This is a genomic window from Paraburkholderia terrae (assembly GCF_002902925.1).
GTDB lineage: Bacteria > Pseudomonadota > Gammaproteobacteria > Burkholderiales > Burkholderiaceae > Paraburkholderia > Paraburkholderia terrae.
Genome location: NZ_CP026112.1, coordinates 421,256 through 447,006, shown reverse-complemented (window position 1 = coordinate 447,006; position 25,751 = coordinate 421,256). Strand labels below are relative to the sequence as shown.

The window sequence follows — 25,751 nt, the reverse complement described above, 5'->3', positions numbered from 1 at the left end:
GCTCAAGCTCAGAACGACTAATCCCGGTGCTTCGTCAGATCTGGTTAATGCAGGATCAAGGGATGAGCGACGACGATCGCTGCGCTACGAAAGCGGCTATAGGCGGACCGCCCCCCGGCGTCACTCAGTTCCGGCGAAACCGCGACCTCAAATGCGCGAGCTGACGAGATAACTGCTGCTTTAATCTTCGGCTGGAAAGCGGCGACGGCCGCTCCCCGACCAACGCGACTGAGCAGATCAAATCCGCTTCAGACAGGTTGTCCACAGATCCTGTGGAAGAAATAGTCGGACGGTACTCACGGATGAAAACGAATGGATGAACGTAAGCGGGACAGCATGATCGCCTATCTCCGCCACCGCATGGAAGAATATGGCATTGAGCCGGACGACCTGGCGTCAGCAATAGCGGGCGATCAGGTAACGCAGAAACCAGCCCGGTATCAAAATGCGACGGGCGGTACCTGGACAGGCGACGGGGAAATGCCCCAGTGGTTGAAGCAGGCGATTAGCGCAGGACAAAGACTCGAACATTTTGAGGTGGCATCGGCATCACCCGTGCAGGATAGCCCGCGAAAGACGATCGACTGGCGCGACGACCCTTTCGCGGGGAGTCCACTTGCGCGGCAGTACACTGACTGACGAGTTCACCTTCTCTTGCTGTGCGAACACCGGTTGCAACAAACGGATTCGATAGCGCGGGGCCCTGTTGCCTTCAGGGCTGTGGAGATAAAAGCGATGATGGAAAGGATGTTCGATCCATCGCATCGCGAGCATCCCGGCTCGCCCGGATCTCGAGGTTAGAACTGGCGCGACTCCTGGAAATCCTCACCTCTTATCGACCTGAGCACGCGGAAGAGTGTCTCCCGCGCAGCGGCTCAGAAAAGCGCCGCCCGACATCGCTCCCGCTGAACAGCCTTCTCTCTTCTGACCATCGCCGCGGGCTTCGGCGAATTGCGTCCGACGGCCTTAAAAATTCTGTTCACCTTCCCACACCCGAACCTGATTCGCGCGACTACATTTATATTGCACGAAGACGATCTTGCGCATGGAGTGCCCCCTGCCTCCGAATTGCAGGTCGCAGTTCCGAAGTGAGAATGACATGAAGAAATTGATCTGCGCACTGCTGCTCGCGGCCACGTCTCTATGCGCGCGTGCTGACACCCCGTCGCTCTACTCCCCGAGCGCGATCGTGTACGACGTTACGCGTGGCGAAGTCTTGCTGGAAAAGAATGCCGACGATCTCCGCCCCATCGCGTCGCTGACCAAACTGATGACTGCGATGGTCGTGCTCGACAAGGCACAGGAGATGGGAGATAAGCTGACCATTGACGAGGCCGACATCGACCGGATCAAGCACTCGGGTTCCCGGATACCCGTCGGTACGTCGCTCGAACGCGAGGCGATGCTTCGCCTTGCACTGATGTCGTCCGAAAACCGTGCGGCGTCCGCCCTGTCACGCTCGTTCCCCGGCGGCCAATCGGCGTTCGTCGAGCAGATGAATCTGAAGGCGCGCGGACTAAACACGTCCGACACGCATTTCGAGGATCCGACAGGACTTTCGCCGAACAATGTCTCGACGGCTCGCGATGTTGTCAAACTGGCAATCGAGGCGTCGCACTATCCGATGATCAGTTCATTTACCACGCTGACAGCATACGAACAGACAATTGGCAGCCGGACGCGTTTCTATCGCAACACGGATCCCGTCGTCCGCTGGACGGATTGGGACGTTCAACTCGCGAAAACCGGATACACGCGCGAGGCCGGTCGCTGCATCGTGGTCGACGTCGCGATGCAGAGAGGTCCGGTGATCATTGCGCTGCTTGGCGCACGTTCATCCAGTGCCCGCTCCGCTGATCTGGCCACGATCCGCAACTGGGTGAACGGCGATGAAAGGCCCGTAGCCGTACCCAGGCTGTACTACGCCTCTGCCCATTCTCATCACAGCCACTCGGTCGTCGCCAGCCAACCGCATCGCGTAAAGGTGCGATTCGCGTCGACCGGCCCGTCACACCGCCATGCGTCGCGCCGCGTGATCGCCAGTCGAGCCGGTGCGTAAGCGCGCCTGATCCGGCAAGACACGCATCGCCGTCGACACCAGAACGTGTTTCTCCTCGAAAGGGCCGCATTGCGAGACTGGTCGAACCACGGATCGCGCGCATGGAACCGCTATTCGTCGGATGCCACAGTCGCGCCTGGCTGCGACGGGTGTTTGAACGATCTATCATAGTGAAGCATGAACTCACCATGACTTGTCGTAACTCGAGCATCGAATGAAGCCATCACGCAATACCGACTCCGTCCCTGGGGAGTGGTACATCGACACAGCGTGCATCAATTGCGGTGCATCGCGTCACGTCGCGCCGGAGCTGATTGCCGAAAGAAACGACAAAAGTGTCTTCGTTCGGCAGCCCATCACGCCGGAAGAGCAACTCGCTGCCTGGCGTGCGGTGTTCGTATGTCCTACGGCATCGGTACGCAGCGAAACGAAGCAGCCTCGCCCGAACGCCATGATCTTTCCGCAGCAGATCACATCGGGTGTGTGGCGCTGCGGATTCAACGCACGATCGTCGTTTGGCGCACATTCGTATTTTGCGGCGCGTCCGGACGGCAATCTGCTGATCGACTCACCGCGCTATGCGGCGGAGCTGGTGAAATGGTTTGACAACGCCGGTGGTATTGCACACATCCTTCTGTCGCATCGTGACGATGTCGCAGACGCGGACAAGTACGCGCGCCAGTTTGGCGCCCGTGTCTGGATCCACCGGGAGGACAGGTCGGCCGCCCCATATGCTACGGATCTGCTCGACGACGGGTCGGCACCGGGGATCGCGTCCGGCGTGCGCGCGATCCCTCTGCCCGGGCATACTCGGGGTAGCGTCGCATACCTGCTCGAGGATCGCGTGCTCTTCTCTGGTGATTCGCTTGCCTGGAGCCCACGCGAGCGGGATCTCATCGCGTTCAGGGACGCGTGCTGGTATTCATGGACCGAACTCACCGAATCGCTTGGCAAGCTGGCCGCGTATCGTTTCGAATGGCTGCTTCCTGGTCACGGTTGGCTCGCGCACTTGCCGGCCGAGGAAATGAGTGCTCGCTTACTCGCGTTGGTTGCACGCATGCGAAATGATTGACGTCGCCGGAATACCTCCTTCCGGCATGACGCGTTTCCGATCCGTCGGCATCTAGCGCTGCAATGCAGCGGAGCGAGGTGAGATTGCATTCGCTCTAGCCGGGCAGGTCTGCCATAACTCCCGGCCTCGCGGCGCAACTTACCGATCGTCAACCGAGTTGGCCAGATTTCCGCGTAGGAAGACTGGAGTTCGGCCTGAGTGACGTTGAACGAACAACGCTCCGCGGCCGTTCAACGATCCATACCAGTCATTGGTCGTACAGCCGGGTCGAACGGCAGATAGCATCCTGGACAGTGGGTGAATTTGTTGTTCGATGCCTGCCCTTGTCGGCTGCCCTGTGAGTATGATCTGTAAGCCCGGCTTCAAACCAGCACATCGCGCCCGCACTCATGCCCGCGAGCAACACGCCTTTCTCCCATGCCGTTCGCAAAATCGAATCAAGCTCCCACTCCCGCCACACGGCAAGTGCGGACTTGGTATTACCGCCACCTACGTAAATGGCGTCCTGCTCAAGCAACCTGGCGTGGAAATCTGAGACAGGAATCGACCTGGCAGTGTAGCAATAAGGCGTCGTGCGTAGAATTCGTGAACCGACTTGGTTGACGAACACGATTTCCTGGATGACAAAGACGCCACGCACGACCGACCTACGGCAATTCCCGGTCGCGCGGATTCGCCGTCTGGCGGGTTGTCAGCGGCGATAGCGCGTCGAAGCGTCCCTGTCGCTTTCCGTGCCAGGCCGAAATTGCCTCTGCAAGATCCTGGGTGTCGAAGATGGAGCTCTGCAGCAACGCCATGTGTCGCAGAGATTCGGACGTACTATGATCGCGCGCGAAGTTGATCGCAGTCTTGCACCCGGCAACGGCCAGCGGAGACTTGGACGCGATGATTCGGGCCAGTTCCATAGCGTCCCCGAGCAGCGCCTCGGCATCGGGCAACACGGCATTCACGAGGCCGACTCCCAATGCACGCTCGGCGCTCAACCGTTCACTGGTGTAGGCCATCTGGCGGGCCACGCCGGCCGGAATGATCTTCGGCAGCCGCTGGAGCACACCCAGATCAGCCGTCATGCCGAGCTCGGTTTCCTGAAGTGCGAAGAACGCATCGGTCGTGCAAATGCGAATGTCACAGGCAACGGCGAGATCGAGGCCTCCGCCGATGCAGCCGCCCTGAATTGCGCAGATGACGGGGAACCGGGCTTGATCGAGAGTATCGAGGCAATCCATCAGATTTCGCAACGCGCGCTGGAAGCTCAATCGAGCGCGTGGACTGCTGCTGTCAAACAGATCCGTTGTGCCGGCGAACACGTCGAGCGCCATGCCGGCCGAAAAATGCTTTCCAGTGGAACTGATGACGAGGGCACGGGTGTCGCCCGCGTCATCGAGCGCCAGGACGGAGTCGCGCAACCCGCTAAAAAAGGCCATGCCCATCGTATTGAGCCGGTCGGGACGGTTCAGCTGGAGATGTGCGATGCCGGATTTGTTGCTGATGTGAAAATACTCGTTTTGCATGGATAGCCTCAAGAAGTCTGTCGTTAATCTGCGGCGACTTTTCCGGTCAGTAGCCAATGGGTCACTGGTGCGATTCGACTTCGCTGCAGCAGTCGAGTTGAAAACGCCGCCCACGACAAGGCAATGGTTGCGCACAAGCCGGGTAGTTGTGCGCAGCGCCTTTCACGTCGTTGACTCCAATCAAGAGGACCGCTACCGCTTCACGTCACGGGATATTTACCCAGCCCCGGGATCGCCGCCGACGCCGGAGTGAACTGCTGTTTGCCATCCTGAAACAAATTCGTGCCTCGGGCCGCTGTCAACCAGTTGCCGTTCACGCTCTGTCGGCAGTGACCGATGCGCGGTATTTGTCCCGACTACCGCTGCAATACGCGGGAAAGAAATCCGGCAAGGACCGTCTGCGTCACCTCGTCGTTCACCATCTGCGGATCGCACATTCTGAGGAGCTGCATACCATCGCACAGACTCACCAAGCCGCGAGCGAGCGCGTCCACCTGCAGGGGCGGTTGTCTGCCCTCGCACTCCGAAAACGTGCGAATGTACGCGCTGACCTGGTCGAGCTTCTCATGCCGGAAGACGTTAAAGCGCTCCTGAAACTCCGCGTCCCGGCACCCGAGCAGCCTGGCTTCGACCCAAAGCGGGAAGCCGTCATGTTCAGAAAACTGCCGCCTGAAGTATTCGATGGCATGCGCCTTCATCTGCTCGCAGGTGCCACCCGTTCCGACGATCGCCCGCAGTTTGGCCTGTGCGCTATCGTGGTCCCGGCGAAGCAACTCAAGCAGCAGTTCCGGCTTGCCATCGAAATTCGAGTAGAACGCGCCGCGTGTGTAGCCGGCTGCTTCGGCAATGTCCTCAACGCTCGTTGCGGCCAATCCCTTTTTCACGAACATTATCCGCGCAGCCTCAAGCAGATTCTCAAGCGTCTGCTCTTTGCGCTGCGCGCGTGTCAGGCGTTCCCGCTTCATGGCATAACGTAACGGGTGGATCGCAATATGCGGTCCTGCGTAAGTCGAGCAAAGCCCGAGCGCGGGGTGCAAGGCGTGTGCCGCGAAACGGACGGACCGCTGCAAGAATTCGACGGCGTCATGTCAAATGCCCGAAGGAATGAGTGGCGCCACGAACGGCTCAACGTTGTGGCTGTGGCTGGCACTTGATATGGAATGCATACGACTTCGACGAACGCGTGCTGCTTTGCGGAACATGCATGATGGACCCGAAAATTTCCGACTCTGAGCCAGCCGCAGGTATCGCTGTCCTTCGCGTCTCCAGTTGGAGGGTCTGCCTGCCAGTCCCCAGACAAAGCATCGTCGTTGCGGCGCTCACAGTGACACCACCTCCGCTGCATTGGCCGACTGGGCGAGGCTGACCTCGCCCAGATAGACGCTTTCACCCAGTTCGCATTCGCGCCAGGCGTTGCCAAGGGCATGACGGATTTCGACCCGGTAGAGGCCACTGCCCTTGACCAGACCGCCGAACCGGAAATCTCCGAAGCCGTCCGAGACGGTTTCGGCCACTTTCTGACTGCCAACGTACAGGGCGACTGATGCATCCGTGACGCACTCGACGACGTCTGCAATCTGCGCGCTGACGCTTCCGCCGATAAAGCACGCTTCCCAGCGCTCGAGGCCGCTGTACCAGACGCGAGGCTTCGTGCCCAGGTTAGGCCGCAGACCCTTGAGCCCCTCGCGCCGGGCCTTCTCGGCCATCGCTGCGTCATCGAGCTTGACTGTCTCGAAGACATCGGTGGGGCATGACTGCTGGCAACGCGGCTGGGGCCAACCCTGGTCGAGCAGATGGGCATCGAAGATCCAGATCTGCGGTAGTTGCAGCTCTTCATTCCAGACGATCGCCTTGTACGGGCACGACTTGACGATGTCCTTGCGGCCTCGCGCCTTGTCAGGATCGATGATGACAATACCGTCGGCGCGCTTGCGAATGGCGTCGCCGCCTACCTTCATGCACGGCGCTTCGTCGCAGTGATTGCACATGACGGGCAGATACGTGGTCTCGACCATGTGCGCGTCCCCCTGGACGCGGCGCAGGATACGGATGGGACTATCGGCATTGGCGTCGGCGGGCGCGGCATAACCAGGGAAATCGTTGCCTACGTGCTCGTCCCGGGCGGCGATGACGCAGTTCTGACAGTTCTCGCAACGTCCCACCTTGATAACCAGATTCCACTTGCTCATTCCGTGTTCCTCACGCTGCGAGACCGAGCTTGAACGCCTCGGCACTTCGCCACTTTTCGACCTGCACGAGACAGGAGTTGGGACTCATGCTGCTAGTGCCGGCAGTTTGAGACCGGTCGGGAGTCAACATATTCATGCAACCGCCGATTTCGACCCGCTCGCCTTCGATTTCAATCAGTTTGAATTCGGCGCTCGCCTCGTACGACTTGACTACTCCCGCGTTGACCAGCGGCGAGACGTCGGCCGCGCAGATCACCGCGCCCCGGTCGTTGTAAACCTTGACGAGGTCGCGATGGGCTATGCCTCGAATGGTCGCGTCTGCCCGACTAAGCCTAAGCAGCCAGAAGCGGTGCCCGCCGATCAGCGCGCGATGGTCCTCGATGCTGTTCACCGAGGAGTTCTTGCCGTCGCAATGGGTATGGAAGCTGTAACGACTGTGCGTGGCAATCAACTGGAGTGGATACCGTTCGGCGAGCTCGGAACGCATTCCCTCCCAGGACGGAATGTAGCGATTGAGCGCCGGCCGTTCGGGATTGTCCGCCGTGTGCCGCTTTAGCAACTCGGGTACGAACTCCAGTTTGCCGCTCGGCGTCTGCAGGCCCGTGCCGAATTTTTCGGCGAACTGGGACGGCAGCGGGTGGGGTTCCTGCAGGTCCTTCCGCCGGCCCTCCGCAAACCAGCGCATGTCCACCGGATGGCGCAATTCGGGCTTCTCGGGTGGCACGACGAAATAGCCCTTGCGGCAGAACTCTCGCCACGAAATATGATCGGGCAGATCCGACGAATCGAAGACCCGCCTGACCCAGTCAAGCTCACTGCACCCCTCGGTGAACACCGCGCCCAAGCCTAACCGGGTCAGGATCGCGGTGAAAATGTCGTAGTCGGAACGGGACTCGCCCAAAGGCTCGATGCACTTGTGCTGCAGCGTCATGATGCGATGATTGACCGTGCTGTAGCCATGATGGGCGTAGCCGCCGGAATTCGACCATTCCCCGATGTCCCAGCGCTCCAGCGAAGTGCAGGCAGGCAGGATGATGTCGGCAAACTGAGCCTCACCCTCCATCCAGATGGACTGATTGACCACGAACTCGATGCTCGAGTGCCGGTAGGCGTCGGCCCAGCGTCCGGAATTCGTCACCGTGCTGAACGCGGATCCGCCGTAACGGTAGATCATGTGGATCGGCGAATACCCGGGCATCGGATAAGTGAACGGCGCGAACTGGGCTTCCTGCGACATGCCGTCCCAGAGGTAGCCCGTGGCGTGACCGTTGATGATGGCATCGGGCAGTTGCTGCCGCGGCACCATCTGCTTGACGGGATTCATGGTCAGGATGTGCGGCATGCGCTGGTAATTGTTTACAGCATTGGCGGTCCACGCCAGGTCGCCGGAAATGCCGCCGTCTGCGTAGCCGGGGAAATAGAAATGCAGGTCGTGAGGGACACCGACTTCAAGGCAGCCGAAGTTCACGCCCGGCTTACCCCAGCCCTGCATCGCCATCATCATGATCATGCAGCGCGCCCATTGCGCTCCCGTCGCGCCTCGGCCCGCGCCACCGAATCCCGCACCGGTCATCCCGACAGCAAGGTGGACCTTCCTGTTCCCCCAGCGGCGCGCAAGCGCGCGTACGTCCTTGGCGGGCACGCCGGTCTCGCTTTCCTGCCACTCGGGTGTCTTGGCAACGCCGTCGGTTTCGCCGAGAAGGTAGGCTTTCCACTCATCAAAACCGGTCGTGCGGGTAGCGACGTAATCCTTGTCATACAGGTTTTCCACGGCCCACACGTGCATGATGGCGGTGGCGAGCGCAGCGTCGGTTTGCGGTCGGACCGGAATCCATCGCCCGCCGAGCAATTGCGCGGTGGGGTTGCAGTGCGGGTCGATATGAACGAATTCAATGCCGAGTTCCTTGGCCCACAGGCGTCGCGGCGTCCCCTCGAACCCCGCATAGGCGCCATTGGTGCTTTCGGGATCGCAGGACCAGAAGACAATCATGTCCGCTTCCTTCAGGCAATCCTCGACACCGCCATAGCCGGATGGAACACCGATCCGCATTGAATTGCCGAAATGATGCATGGCGCCCCAGTACCAGCCTTCCCAGCTGTCCGGATTCGCGGCGACCCGAGTGAAGCCGATCAGGTTGGCAAAGCGTGTCAGCGCGCTGAGGTAATAGCCCACATTGCCCCACTGGTGATGGGACGACAGCGGGAACGTAATCGAACCTGGTCCATGAACGCGCTTCTGCCGGTTGATTTCTTTCGCGACAATATCGAGCGCCTCCTCCCAACTGATACGCACATAGCCGGACTTGCCGCGGTTTTGCGGATTGCGTTCGCCGTCAGGATCGAAGTCGACTCGCTTCATCGGATGAAGGATGCGCTTGTCCGAATAGACGAGCGACTTGAGCGTCAACGCGTGGGGTGCGACCAGGCCACGCCGTGGCGGACTGAAGCGGCGTCCACGCGCCTCGATCACATAGCTTGGAGCATCCGTGCTGTCCAGATCGATGGGCGTCACCCGGACGACGCGACCATCCTTGACGTAGACGAACAGCGGACCGCCGTTTGTGCAGGTAGTGTAGCGGCGCGTACCGTCGCGCATCCGCGTGCCCATCGGCAAACCGATGGTCTGCATCATGCTCAGGGTTTGCATGACCCAAACGAGTAGTTCGTCCTCGCCTTCGGTCACCACCTTGAAGTTCTTGGCGGCGTGGATAATCTCACCCTGGTCCGGCTTGGGGGAAAAGAACTTCAGCGCGGTGGCGACATCCTTGAAAGCCATGCGCACGTCGGAGCGCCGATGATTGACGGCACGCGACCGAATGTGACCATTCTTGAACTCGATGACCCGATTGATGCTTCCGTCCATGAGCCCGATCGAAACGACGAGATCGCGCTCCTTCAGGCGTTCACGATAGGCGGGAAACCGGCGTGCCGTCAGGTCGAGGACCTTGGGCAAGGCAAAAAGAATGGTCTTGAGGACCTGTCGTTTCATTATTCGATCCAATGGGAAGCTTTGCTGCACAAGCGGTGGCATGAGGGCACGACCGACCGTCTCCCGGGCCGCGTGAACATCCCGGGCGAGCGGTCATGCCCGGCTGTGGGTTAGCGACCCGGGGAACACCGGGCTCCATTGCAGCAGCATGTGCCGCGATATGTCGTATCCCATGTCTTTGATGAGCATTCAAACCTCTTGGTTAGCGCGCCCGTATCGTATGCACGCTAGAACGTATAGGCGACGTTCACGAAGACGTTAAGAGGATTAAGTCGGAGCGTCGACTTTGAAACGACCTGCGTTCCCGTTGCGGTCTGCCCGTATAACGTGAGGTGGGTCTTCACCGGTATGTAACCGATAGAGGCCCCGACCGACCAGTGGTTGGTAATCGCATAATTTGCCCCGATCTCGAACACAGGGTTCCACGACGAACTGAGTTCCGCGTGTGCCGACCCGCCTGGTCCGAGGCTGTCAGTAACAAACTGGCTATTGGAAATCCGGACTTGGGTGAACCACGTATAGTTCACGCCCAGACCAACGAATGGACGGAATTTCGACGCGGCTGAAAACAGGTGGTATCGAAGTTCGATGGCGGGCGGCATCGGCTTTGTCGAGCCGAGGTTTCCGTACTTCTGTAGCGTCCCATCGCCAACCAGATTTACTTTGAGTGGCAGACCGAAAAGCATGGCGACACCGATGTTGTCCGTGACGTAGTACTCGGTGGTAATTCCCACAGTATCCGAAGAAGTCGGATGCGCCCCACTGCCGGGCAGCTGCTGATTCACCGTTACACCGCCAATGCTTTGCACGGTTAGTGGCGATGCATCGCCCTGCGGTGCTATGTGAAGCCATCCCGTCGACAGCGTGATGCTTCCGGCCGATTGCGCATTAGCATCGTCGGTAAGCGCGGCTGAGCAAATACAAGCCGCCATACCGGCGGTGCTGATTATTCGCCTGCAATTTTTCACGTGTCGTCTCCTGTCTCGTTGTATGGGCATTTTTATGAACACCATTGCATCCCCTGGAACCAATCCACGCTCTGCCCGTGGGGTTGTGTCGTTCTCCATAGTCTTCGTCCGGTTATGAAGGTCAACGGTGTGTTTTATTACGTAGTCGTACTAAATACACCAATGACGGTATCGATATTTCGAACACCGGTACCTCGTTCAAACTCGTCTTGTAAAAAACTTACGCGTGACCTTTTGCGGTTCCGTCTACACCGTACCTGCCGCTAGCGGAAATTAAAGCCGTCCAGTTACCTGCACTCTGTCCGTTCCGTATAGGTACTGATACAGATCCCCCCTCAACCGCCATGCACGCTAGTAAGCGCGCATCGCAAGGCGCTCAGCCTCGGGCGGGAACACACACCACGCACCGTCACGGTGCCGGAAGAAAAACAGTCCAATCGGTCCTGTCGGCAGCATTAGTTCGATACGCACAGAGTGTTTCCGATTCGAGCCCGCATGACCGAATCGCGTAACCCGAACCGGCGACGCAGAAGTCGGCCCGAGCCATTTTTCGACAAGCGAACGCAAGGACCTTTCCGAGGTATTACTCATTCTCTTTCCCATCAAAATCGTTTCGAGCTCTTGACTCATGCCACCGGCGTCTGGGGTACGGTATCGGCCACTTGCACGTGACTGACGTTCCCGCCAATGTCTTTGCTCCTGTTACCTTGGCCTGCCAGGCACCTCGGTCGCTTCCGGACTATCACGATTGTTTTGCGGCTTCGCGGCAGCCGACATGGAAAATGCGAACGGAAAACGTCCGAGCGCAGAAGTCGCCAAGGCTTCCAGCGCGGAGTCGGGAAGTTCGACGTGCAGTGAAATCCCGCGCGAGCTGTCTTCAATGATGCTGACGATTGCATCCTCGACGCCGGCCGCGACGAGTGCCGACTTAACCGCGTCTTCCGTTTCGCGCCGTCTCAGCGCAGGCTTGAATATCTTGCCGACGCCTGTCAGTGGCATCGCATCCACGATTCGTATTCCCTTTGGACACGCGGCACGCTCGTTGATCTCGTGACGCAGAAACTCCACCAGTTCCGCTTCGGTTGCGGTGGTGCCTGGTTTTAGCTGGACATAGGCAACCGGCAACTCACCCGCATGGATATCGGGGCGACCCACGGCTGCGGCAATCTGGACTGCGGGATGGCGGTGAAGTGGTTCCTCGATTGCCGCCGGATCGATGTTGTGTCCGCCACGGATAATCAGCTCCTTCTTACGGCCGGTGAGCCAGAAATAACCGTCGGCGTCACAGCGCCCGAGATCGCCGGTATTGAGCCAGCGGCCGCCATCACCTGACTCCATCCAGATGCCGCTGTTCTGCTCCGGCCGGATATAGCCAGCGAACACGTTTGGACCGGAGATAACCAGTTGGCCGATCTCATCGGCAACGCAATCCCGTACATACCTGCCGGTTTCATCGACCACCACTGCTTTCATTGCCTGACCGGGCAAACGAAGACCAATCGAACCGACCCTGCGCTCGCCAAGCGACGGGTTAACGCTGCTAATGCAGGTCCCTTCGGTAAGGCCGTAGCCTTCAAGGATTCTTATTCCTGTACGGTGCTGGAAGGTGCGAAGTAATTCGGCGGGCATGGGTGCAGCCCCGCACAGGCCATACTCGAGCGAGCTGATATCGTGCTCTTCGACCGGGACATCCAGTAGCGACCCGTAGAGCGTTGGCACACCGCTGAAGAAGTTGACGCGGTAGTGCTCGACAATTTCCCAGAAGCGCTTGACAACCCCCTCGCCGCGATACCCTTGCGGCGTGCCGAGCACGACGTGGGCACCACGCGAGAACGCCAGCAGACCTGTCACCGTCACGGCGTTGACGTGGAAAAGCGGTAATCCACATAGAATTGTTTTGCCCGGGCCAATGGTTTCACCGAAGAACTGCCCCGCGTTCCACGCATTGGCCACCTCGTTGCCATGCCGGCGCGTCGCAATCTTTGGGAGTCCCGTGGTGCCGCCCGTGCAGAAGTAGGACGATACATCATCGATGCTTATCCGACGCGTGCTGCTGAGCGCCGCCCCAGACTCACCTGCGATTGCGGTGTTGAAGTCGTGGATACGGATCTGGGAAGGAACCGCGCTTCGCAAACGTTGACGCATCCCGGCCGCAAAGTGCTCTTCGCCCGGCATACGGTCAGCCAGATTGACGAGCACCAGATCCTTCAGAGTGGGAACCGTATGCAACACTGCTCGCACTTTTTGCCAAAGGTCGGTGCCCGCAAACGGCGCCAGCGTGACGAGCACGCTGGCGCCTGAGGCGTTGAGCAGTTCGCCGATGGCTTCCGCTTCAAGGAGCGGATTGATCGCGCAGACAATTCCGGCCGCCTCGCCGCCCCAGATCACGAAATGCGTCTCGGGGAGGTTGGGCAGTACATATGCGATGACCGAGTCGTGTTGCACGCCCAATTGCGCAAACATGTTCGCGGTCCGCGTGACATCATGCACGAGTTCACTGTATGTCCAGCGCTCTGCGTTCCGGTAGTCATCGGCCGTTGCAAAAAATGAGAGCGCGGGCGCGGACGGATTAATCGCCGCGCCCCGGCAGATCATCTCGTAAGTGCTCGTTGGCAGATCCGCCGGTGGCCCCTGCCTTTCGATGGCAAGGACATCGTCCATGCTTGTGACGCCTTTCATGCTGCATCTTCCATGACAACGTTGCGTTGGACGCCAAGATTGATCGAGCGGTCATAGCTGACGATATGCGCCTCCACGACGTCCCCGACCTGCAGGTACTGGGGCCTTTCCGCCTGCATCTGGAGAAACAGCCGCCATTTTTCCGCTTCAGGCAACTGCGCCGCGGCGCGTTGCCTTTCGGGTGACGGAACGCTTAGTGCGCAACCGGAGGGCGTCCCAGTCGCGAGCAGGTCCCCGGCGCGCAGGTCCTGTACGCCGGAAAGCTCCGTCAGGGTCTCTGCCGGCCCATAGACGAGTCCCGAAGTGGAGTCGTTCTGACGGACGGTGCCGTTCACGGTCAGCGTCAGCACGAGCTCCTTCAACTTCGGAATGTCCGCTTTCTCAAGCAGGCACAGATAGGGGCCCACCGGGCCAAACGTGCGATAGCTCTTGCCCTTGTAGAACTGCATCTGCGGAATCTGGATGTCACGCGCGGAATAGTCGTTCACGATCACGGCGCCGGCGATGTACTCATGCAGGTTCTCGTCGGTGACCGTTTCGCGCGACGTGATGTCACGTTTGAGCACAAGACCGAGTTCGATTTCATAGTCAAGAAACCGCACCTCGTTCGGCTTCACAAGGGTCGAGTCGGCCGGAACGATGCAACTGGTCGCCTTTGTGAAGATCATGTTGAACTTCTTCACATCCGGGTCCATCCCGGACTCGATCATATGCTGTCGGTAGTTCGCGCCCTGACAGATGAACTGCTGATTGATGGTCACCGGCGACAACCATTGCACTTCCGATTCGGGAATCGTGGGACCGCTCAGCACCAGCAGCCGTTCAACCGGATTGGCCTCGACAAACTCGGCGGTCGACCTGAACTCGCCCGGAATCGGCGTGATAGCGCCATTTGCTACCACGCCCCACTGGGCGCGGCCATGATGAAGGTAATGCAGAATGTGAAGTGCCATTTATCGATCTCCGGATTCCATGGAAGGGGTTGGTTCAGGCGAAAATCTTTGCCAGCGCCCGCAGCTTGCTCAATGTCAGGTCGGGGCTGCGGCGCAGGTTGCCGAGGAGCGCCACGATGCTCGCTGGCGTGAATCTGGGTTTTGTGAAACTGCGTGGCATTGTCGGTCCCCATTGCGCCATTGCCTCGCGGCTGACGGTATGCAAACCCGTCGGCATGTCGGCCGTAAAAAGGTCACCGTCGCAATAGTGCTCGTGCTTGTCGCCCCACGGGTCCTGCCAGTAGTCGAAGATCTGGCTGCCCAGGATATGGCGCCCAATTCCCCACGCATGCGTCCAGCCCTTTTCGCGCAGCACGCGCTGCCCCATGCCGACTGCATCGGCGTCGACGACCTCGTAGGCGCTGTGGCTATACGTGGGAATGAAGCCTTGCGCGAGCGCGAGCGTGTGGTGATCGGCCGGCTTGTCGCCGAGATCAAGCCGCATGAACGCGACGACGGGTGAACCATCGGGAAGCACCTGGACGTCGCTGGGGATGAAACCAAAATGCCGCGCATACCATGCGCAGGTTTTCTGGTAGTCGGCGAGTTCAAGCACGATGTGACCAAGCCGGATAATTTCTGGCGCATGCTCAGGCGGCCGCTGCGTCCCGTTGATCCGAACGGCCGCATCCACGGAGTTGAATGGCAAGGGCGGCCGATGGGACAGCGTGGCGGCCGGCGCCTGGCCCCATATCGCGTCGACGCGAAAGCCCGAAGGATCTGTTAGTCGTACCACATAGCCGCCGCCGGGCAATGGCGAGCGTTCGACGTCCGAAGCGCCAGGCAGTTTTGCAAGCGCATCGAGATCTGCCCTGTTATCGACCTGTAACCCGAAGCCGACGAAACGGGATTTTGATGCCTTCCGGACGACATAGCAGAAGTGGGAAGCAGCCGTTCCCCGAAGCAGCAGAAGCGCTTCACCGCGCGATACAGTTCGAAGCCCGAAGTCATTGAGAAAATGCTCGGCTTTCTCGAGGTCTGGTCGGTCGAACATCAGATAGGCCAATGCCGACGCTTTCGTCGTGGGATCGGGGTAACGGGCCGGCTGTGTAGTGGTGAGTTTCATGGCGGAAAAGAAATCATGCGGTTCGGATGGCGTATTCGGCTTGCAGCTTAGGCGCGCTGACGGGGTTACACAGCAAGGCCAGACTCTCACGCACGATGTGGTTTAGGTCGGTGGCCGGACCATCGTGGACGATCGTCCTGTCAGGCCGGACTGCAGCGACCCACCCGAAGGGCACCAGCCCGGGAAGGAATACGCCTTCGAGGTCTTCCCAGCTGTCGCGCGGGGACGAACCTGGCCATGCCGGCTCGACGGCGTGGCACCGTTTATAGCTGCTGTCTCCACAGTCACTCCATCTGTCGGTTGTGAGACCGGCCCTCGGTCGCCGTTTAATGACATTAAACTCATTGCTGATGATTTTGTCAATGTAGACAGTTGCATCTATACTTGGACACGAACAAATGCGGACCCGATCATGCCGAAAACTGCGAATCCCCGGACAGCAAAACGCCCCGCCCGCGCGGCGCCGGTCGCCCCGGCTGCCGTACCCGAAGAACGCGAGCCGCGCGGCGCGCGCCGCAAGCGCGAGACGCGCGGCCGCCTGCTCGACGCTGCCCTCCGGCTGATGGCCGAAAAGGGCATGGAAGGCGTGGCGATCAACGAAATCACCGAGGCTGCCGATGTCGGCTTTGGCTCGTTCTACAACCACTTCGAATCGAAGGAGGCGATCTACGCGATCCTTGTCGATAATGTGTTCGAGGATTTTGCGGACATGCTGGATCGCCTTGCCGGTGGGCTTTCCGATCCAGCCGAGGTGATTGCCGTCTCCGTTCGCCATACCGTGATGCGTGCGCGGCGCGATCCCGTGTGGGGACGATTCCTGATACGTGAAGGGTTTTCGGCGCGTGCGATGAGCCGCGGGCTGGGTCAGCGACTGCTGCGCGACATTGGCAACGGTATTGCTGAGAAGCGCTTTGTGGTCGCCGATCCGTTCATCGGCTTTCTTTCGGTAGGCGGCACGGTCCTCTGCGCGATTGCTGCCGAGCTGAACTTCGTCGCGCCGGGTGCACCGGCGGCAGGCGTGCTCAAGGAACTGGGCTTTAGCGGAGAGCATTTCCCCGAGCGTACGGCAGCAACGCTGCTGCAGACACTCGGGCTCAAGCGCGCGGAGGCCGAGAAGATTGCGGCGCGTCCACTGCCACTCGTCGAGGAGACTATCGAAGCGGATTGAGGTCAGACACGGTGACGGCACCGTTTGGCCGGGCCGTCACCGATTAGCGATGGCTGATCCTCCTGCGAAGAGCGCAATACAGATGTCGCCGACCTGCTTACGCAAGCGGGAATCCTCGTCCTGCTGCTGTTACCAGTTCCGGTCCGTACTCTTGGTTAGGAGTTCGTTCCATTCTTTTTTCGACAGATTCAGGTTCGCACATGTTCGCCAACGGCGCATTGCATTCGCCTGTCGGGCAGACAGCCGCGCGTACGCCACCAGCATCTCGACAGTCGCTCACTGAGCTAGACGACGCGCTGCGCAAGCCGCGGTGCACTGGTCTGGACGACGTCTGTCTCCCACAGGATTTTCAGCGTCGAAAGCAGGCCGATTCTTCTGAAACCTTTGCTTCCCATCTGGTTCGGTGCCTCGACGCCAATGAAACAGCGTCGTCGTCAGTCCGGATACCGAACTAATTCAGTCTGATTTTTCACCGGAGCGACAAGGGGGAGCGACCCGATTCGCCGGATCGCTCGGCCCGGACTCATCGAGGCGCGATCATTCTGTTAGCGTCGCCTGCGGCTGACCGGCCGGCGGCTCACCCATCGCCTGGAACAGCGCCGCGGTGTCATTCATGCGCTGGCTCGCTGCGCGGACGGCGCTGATCTGTGCGTTGAGATACCGCTGCTCGCTGGCATGCTGTGCCGTTGAAGGCAGGGAGCCCATGCGACGACGCGACGCGGTATCGTCGAATGCCGCTTGCGCTGCCTGTGCCGCTCTTTCGGTCGATGCCAGCGTCTGCGCGTCGTTGTCCAGTGCAGCAAGCGAATCCGCGACGTTCTGGAATGCCGAGAGGACCGTCGACTTGTAGTGCAGAACCGCCGCCTCGTAGGCATCGATCGAGGCCCTGCGTTGCGCGAACAACGCGCCGCCATGGAAGATCGGCTGCGACAGCCCTGCACCGATGGCCCAGAGTCCGCCCGCACCTGAAAGCACTGCAGGCCAGCTAAAGCCGCCGCGGCCCATCGATGCCGTCAGCGACAGGCTTGGAAACAGTTGCGCCGTCGCAGCCCCTACGTCGGCGGCAGCGGCCTTCACGGCGGCATCGGCTGCCTGAATATCAGGACGCGAACGCAGGAGATCCGACGGCACAACCACGGGCACATGCCCGGGCAACGACAGGCTGTCGAGTTCGGGAACGCTCGGTGCATTATCCGGCGTGCGGCCCATCAGCACCGCCAGCGCGTGGATGGCACAGGCGCGCTGCTGACGCAGTGCCGGCAGCATCGCCGCTGCCGAAGCAGCATCCTGCGTCGACGCGAGCGCCTGCGCGCGCGACACCGAACCAAGCGCGTACCGCTGCTGGTCCTCGTCGGCAGCCTCGTTGGCCACGGCAACGAGCCGTTCGGTGAGCACGATCTGCCGATCGAGCGCCGCCACATTGATCGCCATACCGACAATGTTGGCCGCGAGCGCACGCCGGGCCGCTTCCAGTTCATATGCCTTCACGTTCACGCGAGCGGCGCTCGCCGAGTTCGCGTAACGTGTCTGGCCGAAGAGGTCGAACGTGTAGTGCGCCAGCAGCTGTCCCGCGAAAAAGTTGTATTGCACCTGCTGAGGACCGAGTCCGGGCACGACGGGAGAACGTGCACGTTCGACCTGGACGGCACCGTCGACTGAAGGTAGCGTGGATGCGCCGACCTGCGCGCGCAGCTCCTCTTGCGCGGCCGCAAGCGTGCGCTGCGTAGACGCTAGCGTGGGGCTGTTGCGCAAGCCTTCGTCAACGAGCGCATCGAGGGCGTCGGACCGGTAAAGCCGCCACCATTGCGGCACCAACGTGGCGCCGGTATCGAACTGCTGCGCAATACCACCCGCCGCAACAGTCTTCGAGGGCTGCGTCTGTGCGCTATAGTGCTCGGGCGAAGGCATCGCCGGGGCCTCGCCGCTAGGGCCGAACGAGCAGGCCGTCAGTGCGAGTGCCGTCGCCACGGCGAGAACAGATGTCTTATAGGCAAGGCTCATGATCAACTCTCCGTATGCTCGACGACGACCTGTTGCATTCCGCGCTCGTCGGGCCGGACCCTGAAGCATGTCGCGTACAGCGCGGGCAGGAAGAACACGGTCAGCACCGTGGCGATCGTGATGCCGCCCATCAACGCGGTCGCCATTGGCCCGAAAAAGCCCGAGCGCAGGAGCGGAATCAGCGCGAGTACGGCGGCGGCAGCCGTCAGCATGATGGGCCTGAAGCGCCGCACCGTCGCGCCGATGATCGCGTCGAAGCGCGCGTGCCCCGCCGCGATGTCCTGATCGATCTGGTCGACCAGGATCACTGAATTGCGCATGATGATGCCAAACATGGCAATCACACCGAGCAACGCGACGAAGCCGAAGGGCTGGCCGAACAGGAGCAGCGCGGCCACGACGCCAATCAGGCCAAGCGGCGCCGTCAGCACGACGATGAACGTACGCGCAAAATTCTTGAGCTGGATCATCAGCAGCATCAGCACAGCGATAATCATCAGCGGCATTTCCGCGTTGATCGAGGTCTGGCCTCTCACGCTTTCTTCGACGGCACCGCCTACCACGATGCGATAGCCGACGGGCAACCTGGCCTGTTGTGCGGCGAGCGCCTGCTCGATGTCGCGGGTGACGTCAATGCCCTGTGCGTCGCCCCGCACGTCGGCCTGCACTGTAATCGTCGGCTGCCGGTCGCGCTGCCAGATCACGCCGTACTCGAGCGTGTTCCGCAGGTGTCCGACTGAACCAAGCGGCACCGGGCCGTTCGGCGTCGGAATCGCAAGGCTCGTGAGCTTCGCGGGATCGACACGCTCGCTCTTCGGCGCACGCAGATCGACGTTGATCAGCTTGTCACGCTCGCGGTACTGGGTGACCGTGTAGCCCGACAGCGTCATGGCCAGGAAGCCGGATACGTCCTCCGAGGTGACGCCAAGCTGGCGCGCCCTGTTCTGGTCGATCTCGAACGAAACCGACCGCTCCGCCGGCTCGTCCCAGTCGAACTGGACGTTGCGGGTGCGGGAATCGGCGCGGACCTTGTCTGCTACCGTGTCGGCAATCGAGCGGACGGTCGCAATATCGTCGCCGCTCACCCGGAACTTGATCGGGAACCCCACGGGTGGACCATTCTCGAGCCGCGCGACACGCGTGCGCACGCCAGGGAAATCCTTTTCGAGTCTTGCATCGAGCCAGTGCATCAGTTCCTCGCGGTTTTCGATGCTTTTAGCGGTGATCACGAACTGCGCGAAGTTCGGCTGTTGAAGCTGCTGATCGAGCGGCAGGTAAAAGCGCGGCGCGCCCGTCCCGACAAAGTCGACGACGTGCTCGATCTCAGGCTTGCCGTCGATGACCTTCTCGAGGCGCCTGGCTTCGCGCAGGGTCGCCTCGAACGAGGCACCTTCCGGTAGCCGCAGATCGACAAGCAACTCCGGCCGTTCCGAGTTCGGGAAGAACTGTTGCGGTACGCGCGTGAAGGCCGCCATCGCGATCGCAAAAAGCGCGGCGGTGACGCCGAGCACGACCCAGCGACGTTCGATACACCACGACACCCAGCCCGACAGGCGCCGGTAAAAGCCTGTGTTGTAGACGTCATGCTCGTCATGAGCGCCGTCGCGCCAGTGGCCCTTGCGCTCCGGCAACATGTGAAAGCCGAGTAACGGGACCAGCACGACAGCCGCGAACCACGAAACGATCAGCGAGATGGCCGACACTTCGAAGATAGAACGCGTGTATTCGCCCGTGCTCGATTTGGCGAGTGCAATCGGCAGGAAGCCACAAACCGTCACGAGGGTACCCGTCAACATCGGGAATGCCGTGCTCGTATAGGCGAAGGCCGCCGCGCGCGTGCGGCTCCAACCCTGTTCGAGCTTCACGGCCATCATTTCGACGGCGATGATCGCGTCATCGACGAGCAGCCCCAGCGCGAGCACGAGCGTGCCGAGCGAAACCTTGTCCAGTCCGATATTGAAGATGTGCATGCACAGTGCCGTCATGGCGAGCACGATTGGAATCGTGATCACGACGACCATGCCCGTGCGCAGGCCGAGCGAGACGAGGCTCACGACCAGCACGATCGCGACCGCTTCGCCGACTGACCTGACGAACTCGTCCACCGAGTGCTTGACCGCGTGCGGCATGCTCGAGACGGGAGCCAGCTTGAGCCCCGCCGGCAGGGTCGCCTGCAGTTCGGTGGTTTTCACATCGAGCGCCTTGCCGAGATCAATCACGTCGCCGCCCTTTTGCATCGTCACGCCGATGCCGAGCACTGCCTGACCGCCGACGCGCATCTGGGTCGTGGGCGGATCGTCATAGCCACGCGTGATCTTCGCGATGTCGCCGAGCCGGAACGTGCGCCTGTTCACGGTGATCAGCATGTCGGCGAGCGCCTGCACGTCCTTGAACGCGCCGCTCGGTCGCACGAATACCCGGTCATCCGCCGTCGTAATGGTGCCGACGGGCGCCACGGCATTCTGTGCGTCGATGGCCTGGGCGAGTTGCTGCGGCGTGATGGAGAACCGCGTCAGTTCGGAATTCGATATCTCGACGAAGACGTGCTGGTCTGGGTCACCAAAGTAGTCGACCTTTGCAACACCAGGCACGCGCAGCAGGACCGTGCGCAACCTGTCGGCATAGTCGTGCAGTTGCGCAGGCGAAAAACCCTCGCCTTCGAGCGCGTATATGTTGGTATAGACGTCACCGAACTCGTCGTTGAAAAACGGTCCGACCGCCCCCTTCGGCAGCGTCGCCCTGATGTCGCCCACCTTCTTGCGCACCTGGTACCAGGTCTCGGGCACTTCCCTGACGGGTGCCGAGTCCTTCATGGCGAAGAAGATCATCGACTCGCCGGGCCGCGAGTAGCTCTTGACGTTGTCGATATATGGCGCTGCCTGCAACTGGCGGCCAAGCCGGTCCGTGATCTGTTCCTGCACCTCGCGGGCGGTCGCGCCCGGCCAGTACGTTTTGATCACCATGGTCCGGAACGTGAATGGCGGGTCCTCTGACTGCGCAAGCTGCGTATAGCCGATCACGCCGAAGAGCGTTGCGAGGCCGATCAGGAAGATCACGAGCTGCTGATGGCGCAACGCCCACGCGGAGAGATTGAAGCCGCCTTCGCCAGTTCTTTCGGTATCGGAAGGGGTGACGGGCGCGCTGTGGGGCGCGGTTTCACGGTCGCGGGCATTCATGACGGGAAGTCCTCGGGATGCAGCGGGGGCACCACCTGTACGTGTTGTCCTGCACTCACGGCATGCACGCCTTGCACCATCACGCGGTCGCCCTCGTGCAGGCCCGATCCGATCGAGACGGTGCGTTCGTCGTACCGCTGGACGGCGACAGGGCGTAGCTCGAGTGTGTCGCTGCCGGTGCGGACCACCCAGACAGCGGGGTCCTCGCCGCGGTGAAAGAGCGCTGTCACAGGCAGCGTGAACGGGTGCCCGGCCGCCGCGTTACCTTCGGCATCGAATGTGACGTTGGCCGTCATGCCGAGGCGTACTTCGGGGCTCGGGGCAGCCAGCGTCAGCTTCACGCGCCAGGTGCGGCTTTGCGAATCGGCGGCGGGCGATACCTCACGCACGCGTGCTTCGAAGGTCTTCTCTGGCAGCGCCGGCAGGCTCACACGCGCCGTGCTGCCGACGGTCAGCGAGTTCAGCGCCCGCTCGGGCACGTCGCAGACAATATCCACGTCGCCCGTCCAGTCGAGGTGATAGATGGCCTGAGCGGCCTGAACGTTCTGGCCGGTGTCGGCATCCTCCGATGTGATCACCCCGTCGCGGTCTGCCGTGAGCGTCGCGTAGCGCAGGTGATCCGTCGCGAGCGCCATTTGCGCAAGCGCCGAATCGCGCTGCGCAAGGGCGGAGGCGTAGGCGTCCTGGGTCTGTTCGAGTTGCGCCGGCGCGATCAGGTTCGCATGTGCCTGCGCCTGGTCGCGATCGAGCTGCTGCTTCGTGTACACGAGGCGATGTTCGGCGGCATCAAGTTGTGCCCGCGCGTTGACAAGGTTATTGCGCAGATCGGTAGGGTCGAGCAAGGCAACGATCTGTCCTGCCTTGACAGCATCGCCGAGGCGCACCTTCCGTTCGGTGACCTTGCCTCCTACCCTGAACGAAAGAGACGTGGAGTACCGCGCCTGCACCTGAGCCGGCAACGAGGCGCTTGTCGTGCGTCCGTCGGGATGAACCGCGAGGGCGACTACAGGCTTGGGCTCCGGTGCGACGGCTTCGCGCTGGTGGCATGCTGAGAGCAGGATCGCACCGCAGGCCGCGATCAGGGCGTGCGCGCGGCGCGGGAATCGGACAAAGGAAGGGAAGATGGAACGCGCACGCTTCTGCGCGATAAGACCGGAATGTTTCACGATGTTCACAAGGCAGGTGATGATCGAGGTAAAAAAGGTTGCCCGATGCTGTGGAACCCTGATGTGCCGGGAAGCACGGTTCGCCCTCAGCGCGGACGCACAAAATTAGCTTTCTTGATACGTTTGCAGTCCTACTTATAGTCTGGTTAATCAATGGGCGAAATTTCCGTCCGGTCACGGCATACGGCACAGCGCCCTTACCAGTCAGCCGTTGCGTTCAACAAGTGCCAGTAAGCGCCTGATGCCCGTTACACGTCGGATTCGTGAAAATCTCCCGACGGAACGCGCGCAATCAGAATGTGACCAGCATGTTTCCATGCCTATCCGCCACGCCGGTCTGGCGGTCCGCCAGCTTCGGCCCAGGATCGGCGGAAGACCACTACCGGGTTCTCCACCTGCTCCGCCCGATTCCCTATTCTTCCGTTTGTCTAGCCGCACATGTGACATTAAACCCATAACTGATATTATTGTCAATCATGATGTTAAATTCCATAAATTGAACCGTACCTTAAATGAGGAGCCGACATGCCGGATGGCTGGAACCCGCGCGCGAGCCGTCGACATGACCTCGCGGCACTGATAGCACCCCGGGAGACGGACAATGAGCGTCATACGCGCGGTGCCCGACGAAAGCGCGAGACGCGAGACCGCATGCTCGACGCTGCGTTCGGGCTAGTGACGCAAAAGGGCATGGACGCCGTAACCATCAACGAGATCACGGAAGCCGCTGACGTCGGGTTCGGCTCGTTTTACAACCACTTCGAATCGAAGGAAGGAATCTTCGTTGCGCTTGTCGAGTGGCTGTCTGAGGAATTCGCGAATGCGCTCGATCGCCTCGCCGGCGACCTGTCCGATCCCGCAGAAGTGATCGCTGTCTGCGTGCGTCATACGCTTATGCGCGCCTACCGGGAGCCGGTGTGGGGGCAACTCCTGATACGCGAAGGGTTTTCATCGCGCGCGTTAAGCAGGGGTCTCGGTCAGCGACTGCTGCGGGACAGCGAGAGAGGAATTTCAGAGAGGCGCTTTGTTGTCACAGACCGGCTGATGTGCCTCATCTCCGTTATCGGCACCATCCTCGCGGGAATTGCTGCTGAACTGCACTTAGCCGCCTCAGCGAAGCGAACGGTTCACGCCCGAAAGGCGCTTCGATCCAGCGAGGAGAAGTTCGCCGAGCGCACCGCGGCAATTGTGTTGCAGGCGTTTGGTCTCAAACGCGTGGAGGCGGAGCGAATCGCACGACGTCCGCTGCCCGTAGGATGCGACGTCAAGACCGGTTGAAATGGGGGGTGATTGGTAACCGCTTGGATTGCGGCTTTTTCCCCGCTGCCAGAATGCGGTCGATGCACCGTATCCAAAGCTGTGCTCGATTGCGATGCGTGGGACGGCTATCCGTCGCACATGCACTGCGTAGTCGGTCGTGCCAGGAAAGGGCAGTCGCGTGCGAAGGCTCTAGCCGATCAAAGCCCGGTCGGTGCCGCCTTACATTTTTGCGCCAACCGTGTCAACCGAAACGGTCTGTCGAATGCCGCCATCTTTTTGTCGTGCGCTGCTTTTGTAGGAGGTTTATAAACAATCACACAACGCGATCAGCGGGCAGCGAAGCAATAAATCCCGGTAGGAGAGCGTGATGAATGGCACAGATCAAGGCCTTTTTGCACACGTTGCAGAGGCACCGAAGAGGTTGCGAACGGCGGCGATCGTCGCAACCATTGCGGTTGCACTCACCGGATGCGGAGGCGGCGGAACAGACAACGCAGCCAGCCCGACAACGGTTGCTAACAAAGCCGTCGCTAGCCCGGCCACCCCCGCCGCTGACAAATCCACCGCGCGTCTAGTCGCTCCCCGGCATGCGCACTTCCAGGGGAAAACCTATAAACAGTGGGTGGTTTCTTTCTGGCAATGGGTGAACGGTATCGACAACGGTCCTTTCTACCCGAATCCACTCATCAACTGTTCCCGTCCAATTTCGGCCGGCCAAAGCGGCAGCGTCTGGTACTGGACCACGCCCAGCCCCTACTTTCATGCACTTGGCGTTCCCAATGCGCCACAGGTTTGCGACCAGTCCGCAGACGTTATTCCTGCAGGGACGTCCATCCTGCTCGCAACACTAGATACTTTTTCGTCGACATTGCTGCCTCCCGGCGCATACACCCCGACCAAGGCCGCGGGCGAACGTGCAATCGCGGACCGCTTCGCCGACCGGATCCAAGACATGTTTGTCACTATCGACAACGTCCCTGTGAACGATATCGAGTCGTATCGTGTTTCTACCGACCGTTTCACATTCACAGCAGCGTTCCGCTGGGTTTTTGGTCTACCTGAACAGATTTACGGAACGGGTACGGGTGCCGCTAACGGCTACTACCTCATGCTTCGGCCGCTGCCGGCAGGTCCGCACACGATTCATTATGGCGGCAGGTTTCACTATCTCCCGGGCGACTTCGGGCCAGGCACGCCCCCGCCGGATTACGTCGTGGACGTGACACTCCTTGTCACGATCGCGCCTTAGCTGGGCAACGTGTTTTCCTTTATGGCCGAACACCGTTCAACGCATATCACTATTACAACTCCAACTAAGCGAAAGGCAAAAACCGACCAAGGGCAGACCTTTGAAGTCGCATCGTCCCAACGGCCGCTCTCAACGCCGAACAGCCGCCGCCTGCCAACCCGCCCACTTGGATGCATCCAGGCGAGTAAAGGTCGAATAGAGACGCG

At 60.6% G+C, this 25,751-nt stretch carries 18 protein-coding genes; 6 read left to right on the top strand and 12 right to left on the bottom strand.

The genetic code is table 11. The annotated features are described in order from the left end of the window. Positions 1 to 312: 312 nt before the first annotated feature. From C2L65_RS18110 to C2L65_RS18100, 3 genes are all read left to right on the top strand, one after another. Positions 313 to 639, top strand: a complete 327-nt coding sequence (locus C2L65_RS18110; protein WP_042304723.1) for an H-NS histone family protein — start codon at positions 313 to 315, stop codon at positions 637 to 639. 406 nt (positions 640 to 1,045) lie between these two features. Further along, a complete protein-coding gene (locus C2L65_RS18105; protein WP_345789589.1) occupies positions 1,046 to 2,059 on the top strand; it encodes a D-alanyl-D-alanine carboxypeptidase family protein in 1,014 nt (337 codons plus the stop codon). A gap of 214 nt (positions 2,060 to 2,273) precedes the next feature. Next, positions 2,274 to 3,131 (top strand): MBL fold metallo-hydrolase, encoded by an 858-nt coding sequence (locus C2L65_RS18100; RefSeq protein ID WP_042304725.1) that lies wholly within the window; start codon positions 2,274 to 2,276, stop codon positions 3,129 to 3,131. A 247-nt stretch (positions 3,132 to 3,378) separates the two neighbouring features. On the opposite strand, the gene C2L65_RS18095 is transcribed toward C2L65_RS18100, so the two are convergent. From C2L65_RS18095 to C2L65_RS18050, 9 genes are all read right to left on the bottom strand, one after another. Continuing rightward, complete coding sequence (locus tag C2L65_RS18095; RefSeq protein WP_052426775.1) at positions 3,379 to 3,771, bottom strand: Type 1 glutamine amidotransferase-like domain-containing protein; 393 nt, start codon at positions 3,769 to 3,771, stop codon at positions 3,379 to 3,381. Between the two features lie 7 nt (positions 3,772 to 3,778). Next, a complete protein-coding gene (locus C2L65_RS18090) occupies positions 3,779 to 4,642 on the bottom strand; it encodes an enoyl-CoA hydratase-related protein (RefSeq protein ID WP_042304726.1) in 864 nt (287 codons plus the stop codon). Between the two features lie 356 nt (positions 4,643 to 4,998). Further along, positions 4,999 to 5,607 carry a TetR/AcrR family transcriptional regulator gene (locus tag C2L65_RS18085; RefSeq protein WP_042304727.1) on the bottom strand — a complete coding sequence of 203 codons (609 nt, stop codon included), beginning with the start codon at positions 5,605 to 5,607 and terminating at the stop codon, positions 4,999 to 5,001. A 354-nt stretch (positions 5,608 to 5,961) separates the two neighbouring features. Next, positions 5,962 to 6,831 carry a 4Fe-4S dicluster domain-containing protein gene (locus C2L65_RS18080; protein ID WP_042304728.1) on the bottom strand — a complete coding sequence of 290 codons (870 nt, stop codon included), beginning with the start codon at positions 6,829 to 6,831 and terminating at the stop codon, positions 5,962 to 5,964. 10 nt (positions 6,832 to 6,841) lie between these two features. Next, positions 6,842 to 9,820, bottom strand: a complete 2,979-nt coding sequence (locus C2L65_RS18075) for a molybdopterin-dependent oxidoreductase (RefSeq protein ID WP_042304729.1) — start codon at positions 9,818 to 9,820, stop codon at positions 6,842 to 6,844. 227 nt (positions 9,821 to 10,047) lie between these two features. Further along, positions 10,048 to 10,818, bottom strand: a complete 771-nt coding sequence (locus tag C2L65_RS18070; protein ID WP_042304775.1) for an OmpW/AlkL family protein — start codon at positions 10,816 to 10,818, stop codon at positions 10,048 to 10,050. Positions 10,819 to 11,490: 672 nt separating this feature from the next. After that, entirely contained in the window at positions 11,491 to 13,467 is a 1,977-nt protein-coding gene (locus tag C2L65_RS18060) for an acyl-CoA synthetase (protein ID WP_042304730.1), read from the bottom strand. Then, positions 13,464 to 14,420: a fumarylacetoacetate hydrolase family protein gene (locus tag C2L65_RS18055; protein WP_042304731.1), complete on the bottom strand. Its 957-nt coding sequence runs from the start codon at positions 14,418 to 14,420 to the stop codon at positions 13,464 to 13,466. Before C2L65_RS18055 ends, C2L65_RS18060 begins: the two co-directional genes overlap by 4 nt. A gap of 34 nt (positions 14,421 to 14,454) precedes the next feature. Continuing rightward, a complete protein-coding gene (locus C2L65_RS18050; RefSeq protein WP_042304732.1) occupies positions 14,455 to 15,525 on the bottom strand; it encodes a VOC family protein in 1,071 nt (356 codons plus the stop codon). A 412-nt stretch (positions 15,526 to 15,937) separates the two neighbouring features. Here C2L65_RS18050 and C2L65_RS18040 point away from each other — a divergent pair, with 412 nt between their 5' ends. Continuing rightward, on the top strand, positions 15,938 to 16,693 hold the full coding sequence (locus C2L65_RS18040) for a TetR/AcrR family transcriptional regulator (RefSeq protein WP_042304733.1): 756 nt from the start codon (positions 15,938 to 15,940) through the stop codon (positions 16,691 to 16,693). 537 nt (positions 16,694 to 17,230) lie between these two features. Here the strand turns inward: C2L65_RS18040 and C2L65_RS18035 are convergent. Genes C2L65_RS18035 through C2L65_RS18025 form a run of 3 tightly spaced genes read right to left on the bottom strand, consistent with a single transcriptional unit; the run spans position 17,231 to position 22,994 of the window. Then, on the bottom strand, positions 17,231 to 18,694 hold the full coding sequence (locus tag C2L65_RS18035) for an efflux transporter outer membrane subunit (RefSeq protein ID WP_042304734.1): 1,464 nt from the start codon (positions 18,692 to 18,694) through the stop codon (positions 17,231 to 17,233). Positions 18,695 to 18,696: 2 nt separating this feature from the next. After that, positions 18,697 to 21,870 carry an efflux RND transporter permease subunit gene (locus tag C2L65_RS18030; protein ID WP_103254552.1) on the bottom strand — a complete coding sequence of 1,058 codons (3,174 nt, stop codon included), beginning with the start codon at positions 21,868 to 21,870 and terminating at the stop codon, positions 18,697 to 18,699. After that, positions 21,867 to 22,994 carry an efflux RND transporter periplasmic adaptor subunit gene (locus C2L65_RS18025; protein WP_233446610.1) on the bottom strand — a complete coding sequence of 376 codons (1,128 nt, stop codon included), beginning with the start codon at positions 22,992 to 22,994 and terminating at the stop codon, positions 21,867 to 21,869. The genes C2L65_RS18030 and C2L65_RS18025 overlap by 4 nt, the downstream gene beginning before the upstream one ends. 567 nt (positions 22,995 to 23,561) lie before the next feature. On the opposite strand from C2L65_RS18025, the gene C2L65_RS18020 reads away from it, so the two are divergent. Together C2L65_RS18020 and C2L65_RS18015 are read left to right on the top strand one after the other, a co-directional pair. Next, complete coding sequence (locus C2L65_RS18020; RefSeq protein ID WP_042317239.1) at positions 23,562 to 24,314, top strand: TetR/AcrR family transcriptional regulator; 753 nt, start codon at positions 23,562 to 23,564, stop codon at positions 24,312 to 24,314. A gap of 349 nt (positions 24,315 to 24,663) precedes the next feature. After that, complete coding sequence (locus C2L65_RS18015) at positions 24,664 to 25,545, top strand: hypothetical protein (protein ID WP_042317237.1); 882 nt, start codon at positions 24,664 to 24,666, stop codon at positions 25,543 to 25,545. The last annotated feature ends 206 nt before the right edge of the window (positions 25,546 to 25,751 follow it).

Coding starts and splice junctions, on each gene's coding strand:
- C2L65_RS18110 (WP_042304723.1), top strand. CDS start 313: ATGGATGAACGTAAGCGGGACAGCATGATCGCCTATCTCCGCCACCGC.
- C2L65_RS18105 (WP_345789589.1), top strand. CDS start 1,046: ATGGAGTGCCCCCTGCCTCCGAATTGCAGGTCGCAGTTCCGAAGTGAG.
- C2L65_RS18100 (WP_042304725.1), top strand. CDS start 2,274: ATGAAGCCATCACGCAATACCGACTCCGTCCCTGGGGAGTGGTACATC.
- C2L65_RS18090 (WP_042304726.1), bottom strand. CDS start 4,642: ATGCAAAACGAGTATTTTCACATCAGCAACAAATCCGGCATCGCACAT.
- C2L65_RS18085 (WP_042304727.1), bottom strand. CDS start 5,607: ATGAAGCGGGAACGCCTGACACGCGCGCAGCGCAAAGAGCAGACGCTT.
- C2L65_RS18080 (WP_042304728.1), bottom strand. CDS start 6,831: ATGAGCAAGTGGAATCTGGTTATCAAGGTGGGACGTTGCGAGAACTGT.
- C2L65_RS18075 (WP_042304729.1), bottom strand. CDS start 9,820: ATGAAACGACAGGTCCTCAAGACCATTCTTTTTGCCTTGCCCAAGGTC.
- C2L65_RS18070 (WP_042304775.1), bottom strand. CDS start 10,818: ATGCCCATACAACGAGACAGGAGACGACACGTGAAAAATTGCAGGCGA.
- C2L65_RS18060 (WP_042304730.1), bottom strand. CDS start 13,467: ATGAAAGGCGTCACAAGCATGGACGATGTCCTTGCCATCGAAAGGCAG.
- C2L65_RS18055 (WP_042304731.1), bottom strand. CDS start 14,420: ATGGCACTTCACATTCTGCATTACCTTCATCATGGCCGCGCCCAGTGG.
- C2L65_RS18050 (WP_042304732.1), bottom strand. CDS start 15,525: ATGAAACTCACCACTACACAGCCGGCCCGTTACCCCGATCCCACGACG.
- C2L65_RS18040 (WP_042304733.1), top strand. CDS start 15,938: ATGCCGAAAACTGCGAATCCCCGGACAGCAAAACGCCCCGCCCGCGCG.
- C2L65_RS18035 (WP_042304734.1), bottom strand. CDS start 18,694: ATGAGCCTTGCCTATAAGACATCTGTTCTCGCCGTGGCGACGGCACTC.
- C2L65_RS18030 (WP_103254552.1), bottom strand. CDS start 21,870: ATGAATGCCCGCGACCGTGAAACCGCGCCCCACAGCGCGCCCGTCACC.
- C2L65_RS18020 (WP_042317239.1), top strand. CDS start 23,562: ATGCCGGATGGCTGGAACCCGCGCGCGAGCCGTCGACATGACCTCGCG.
- C2L65_RS18015 (WP_042317237.1), top strand. CDS start 24,664: ATGAATGGCACAGATCAAGGCCTTTTTGCACACGTTGCAGAGGCACCG.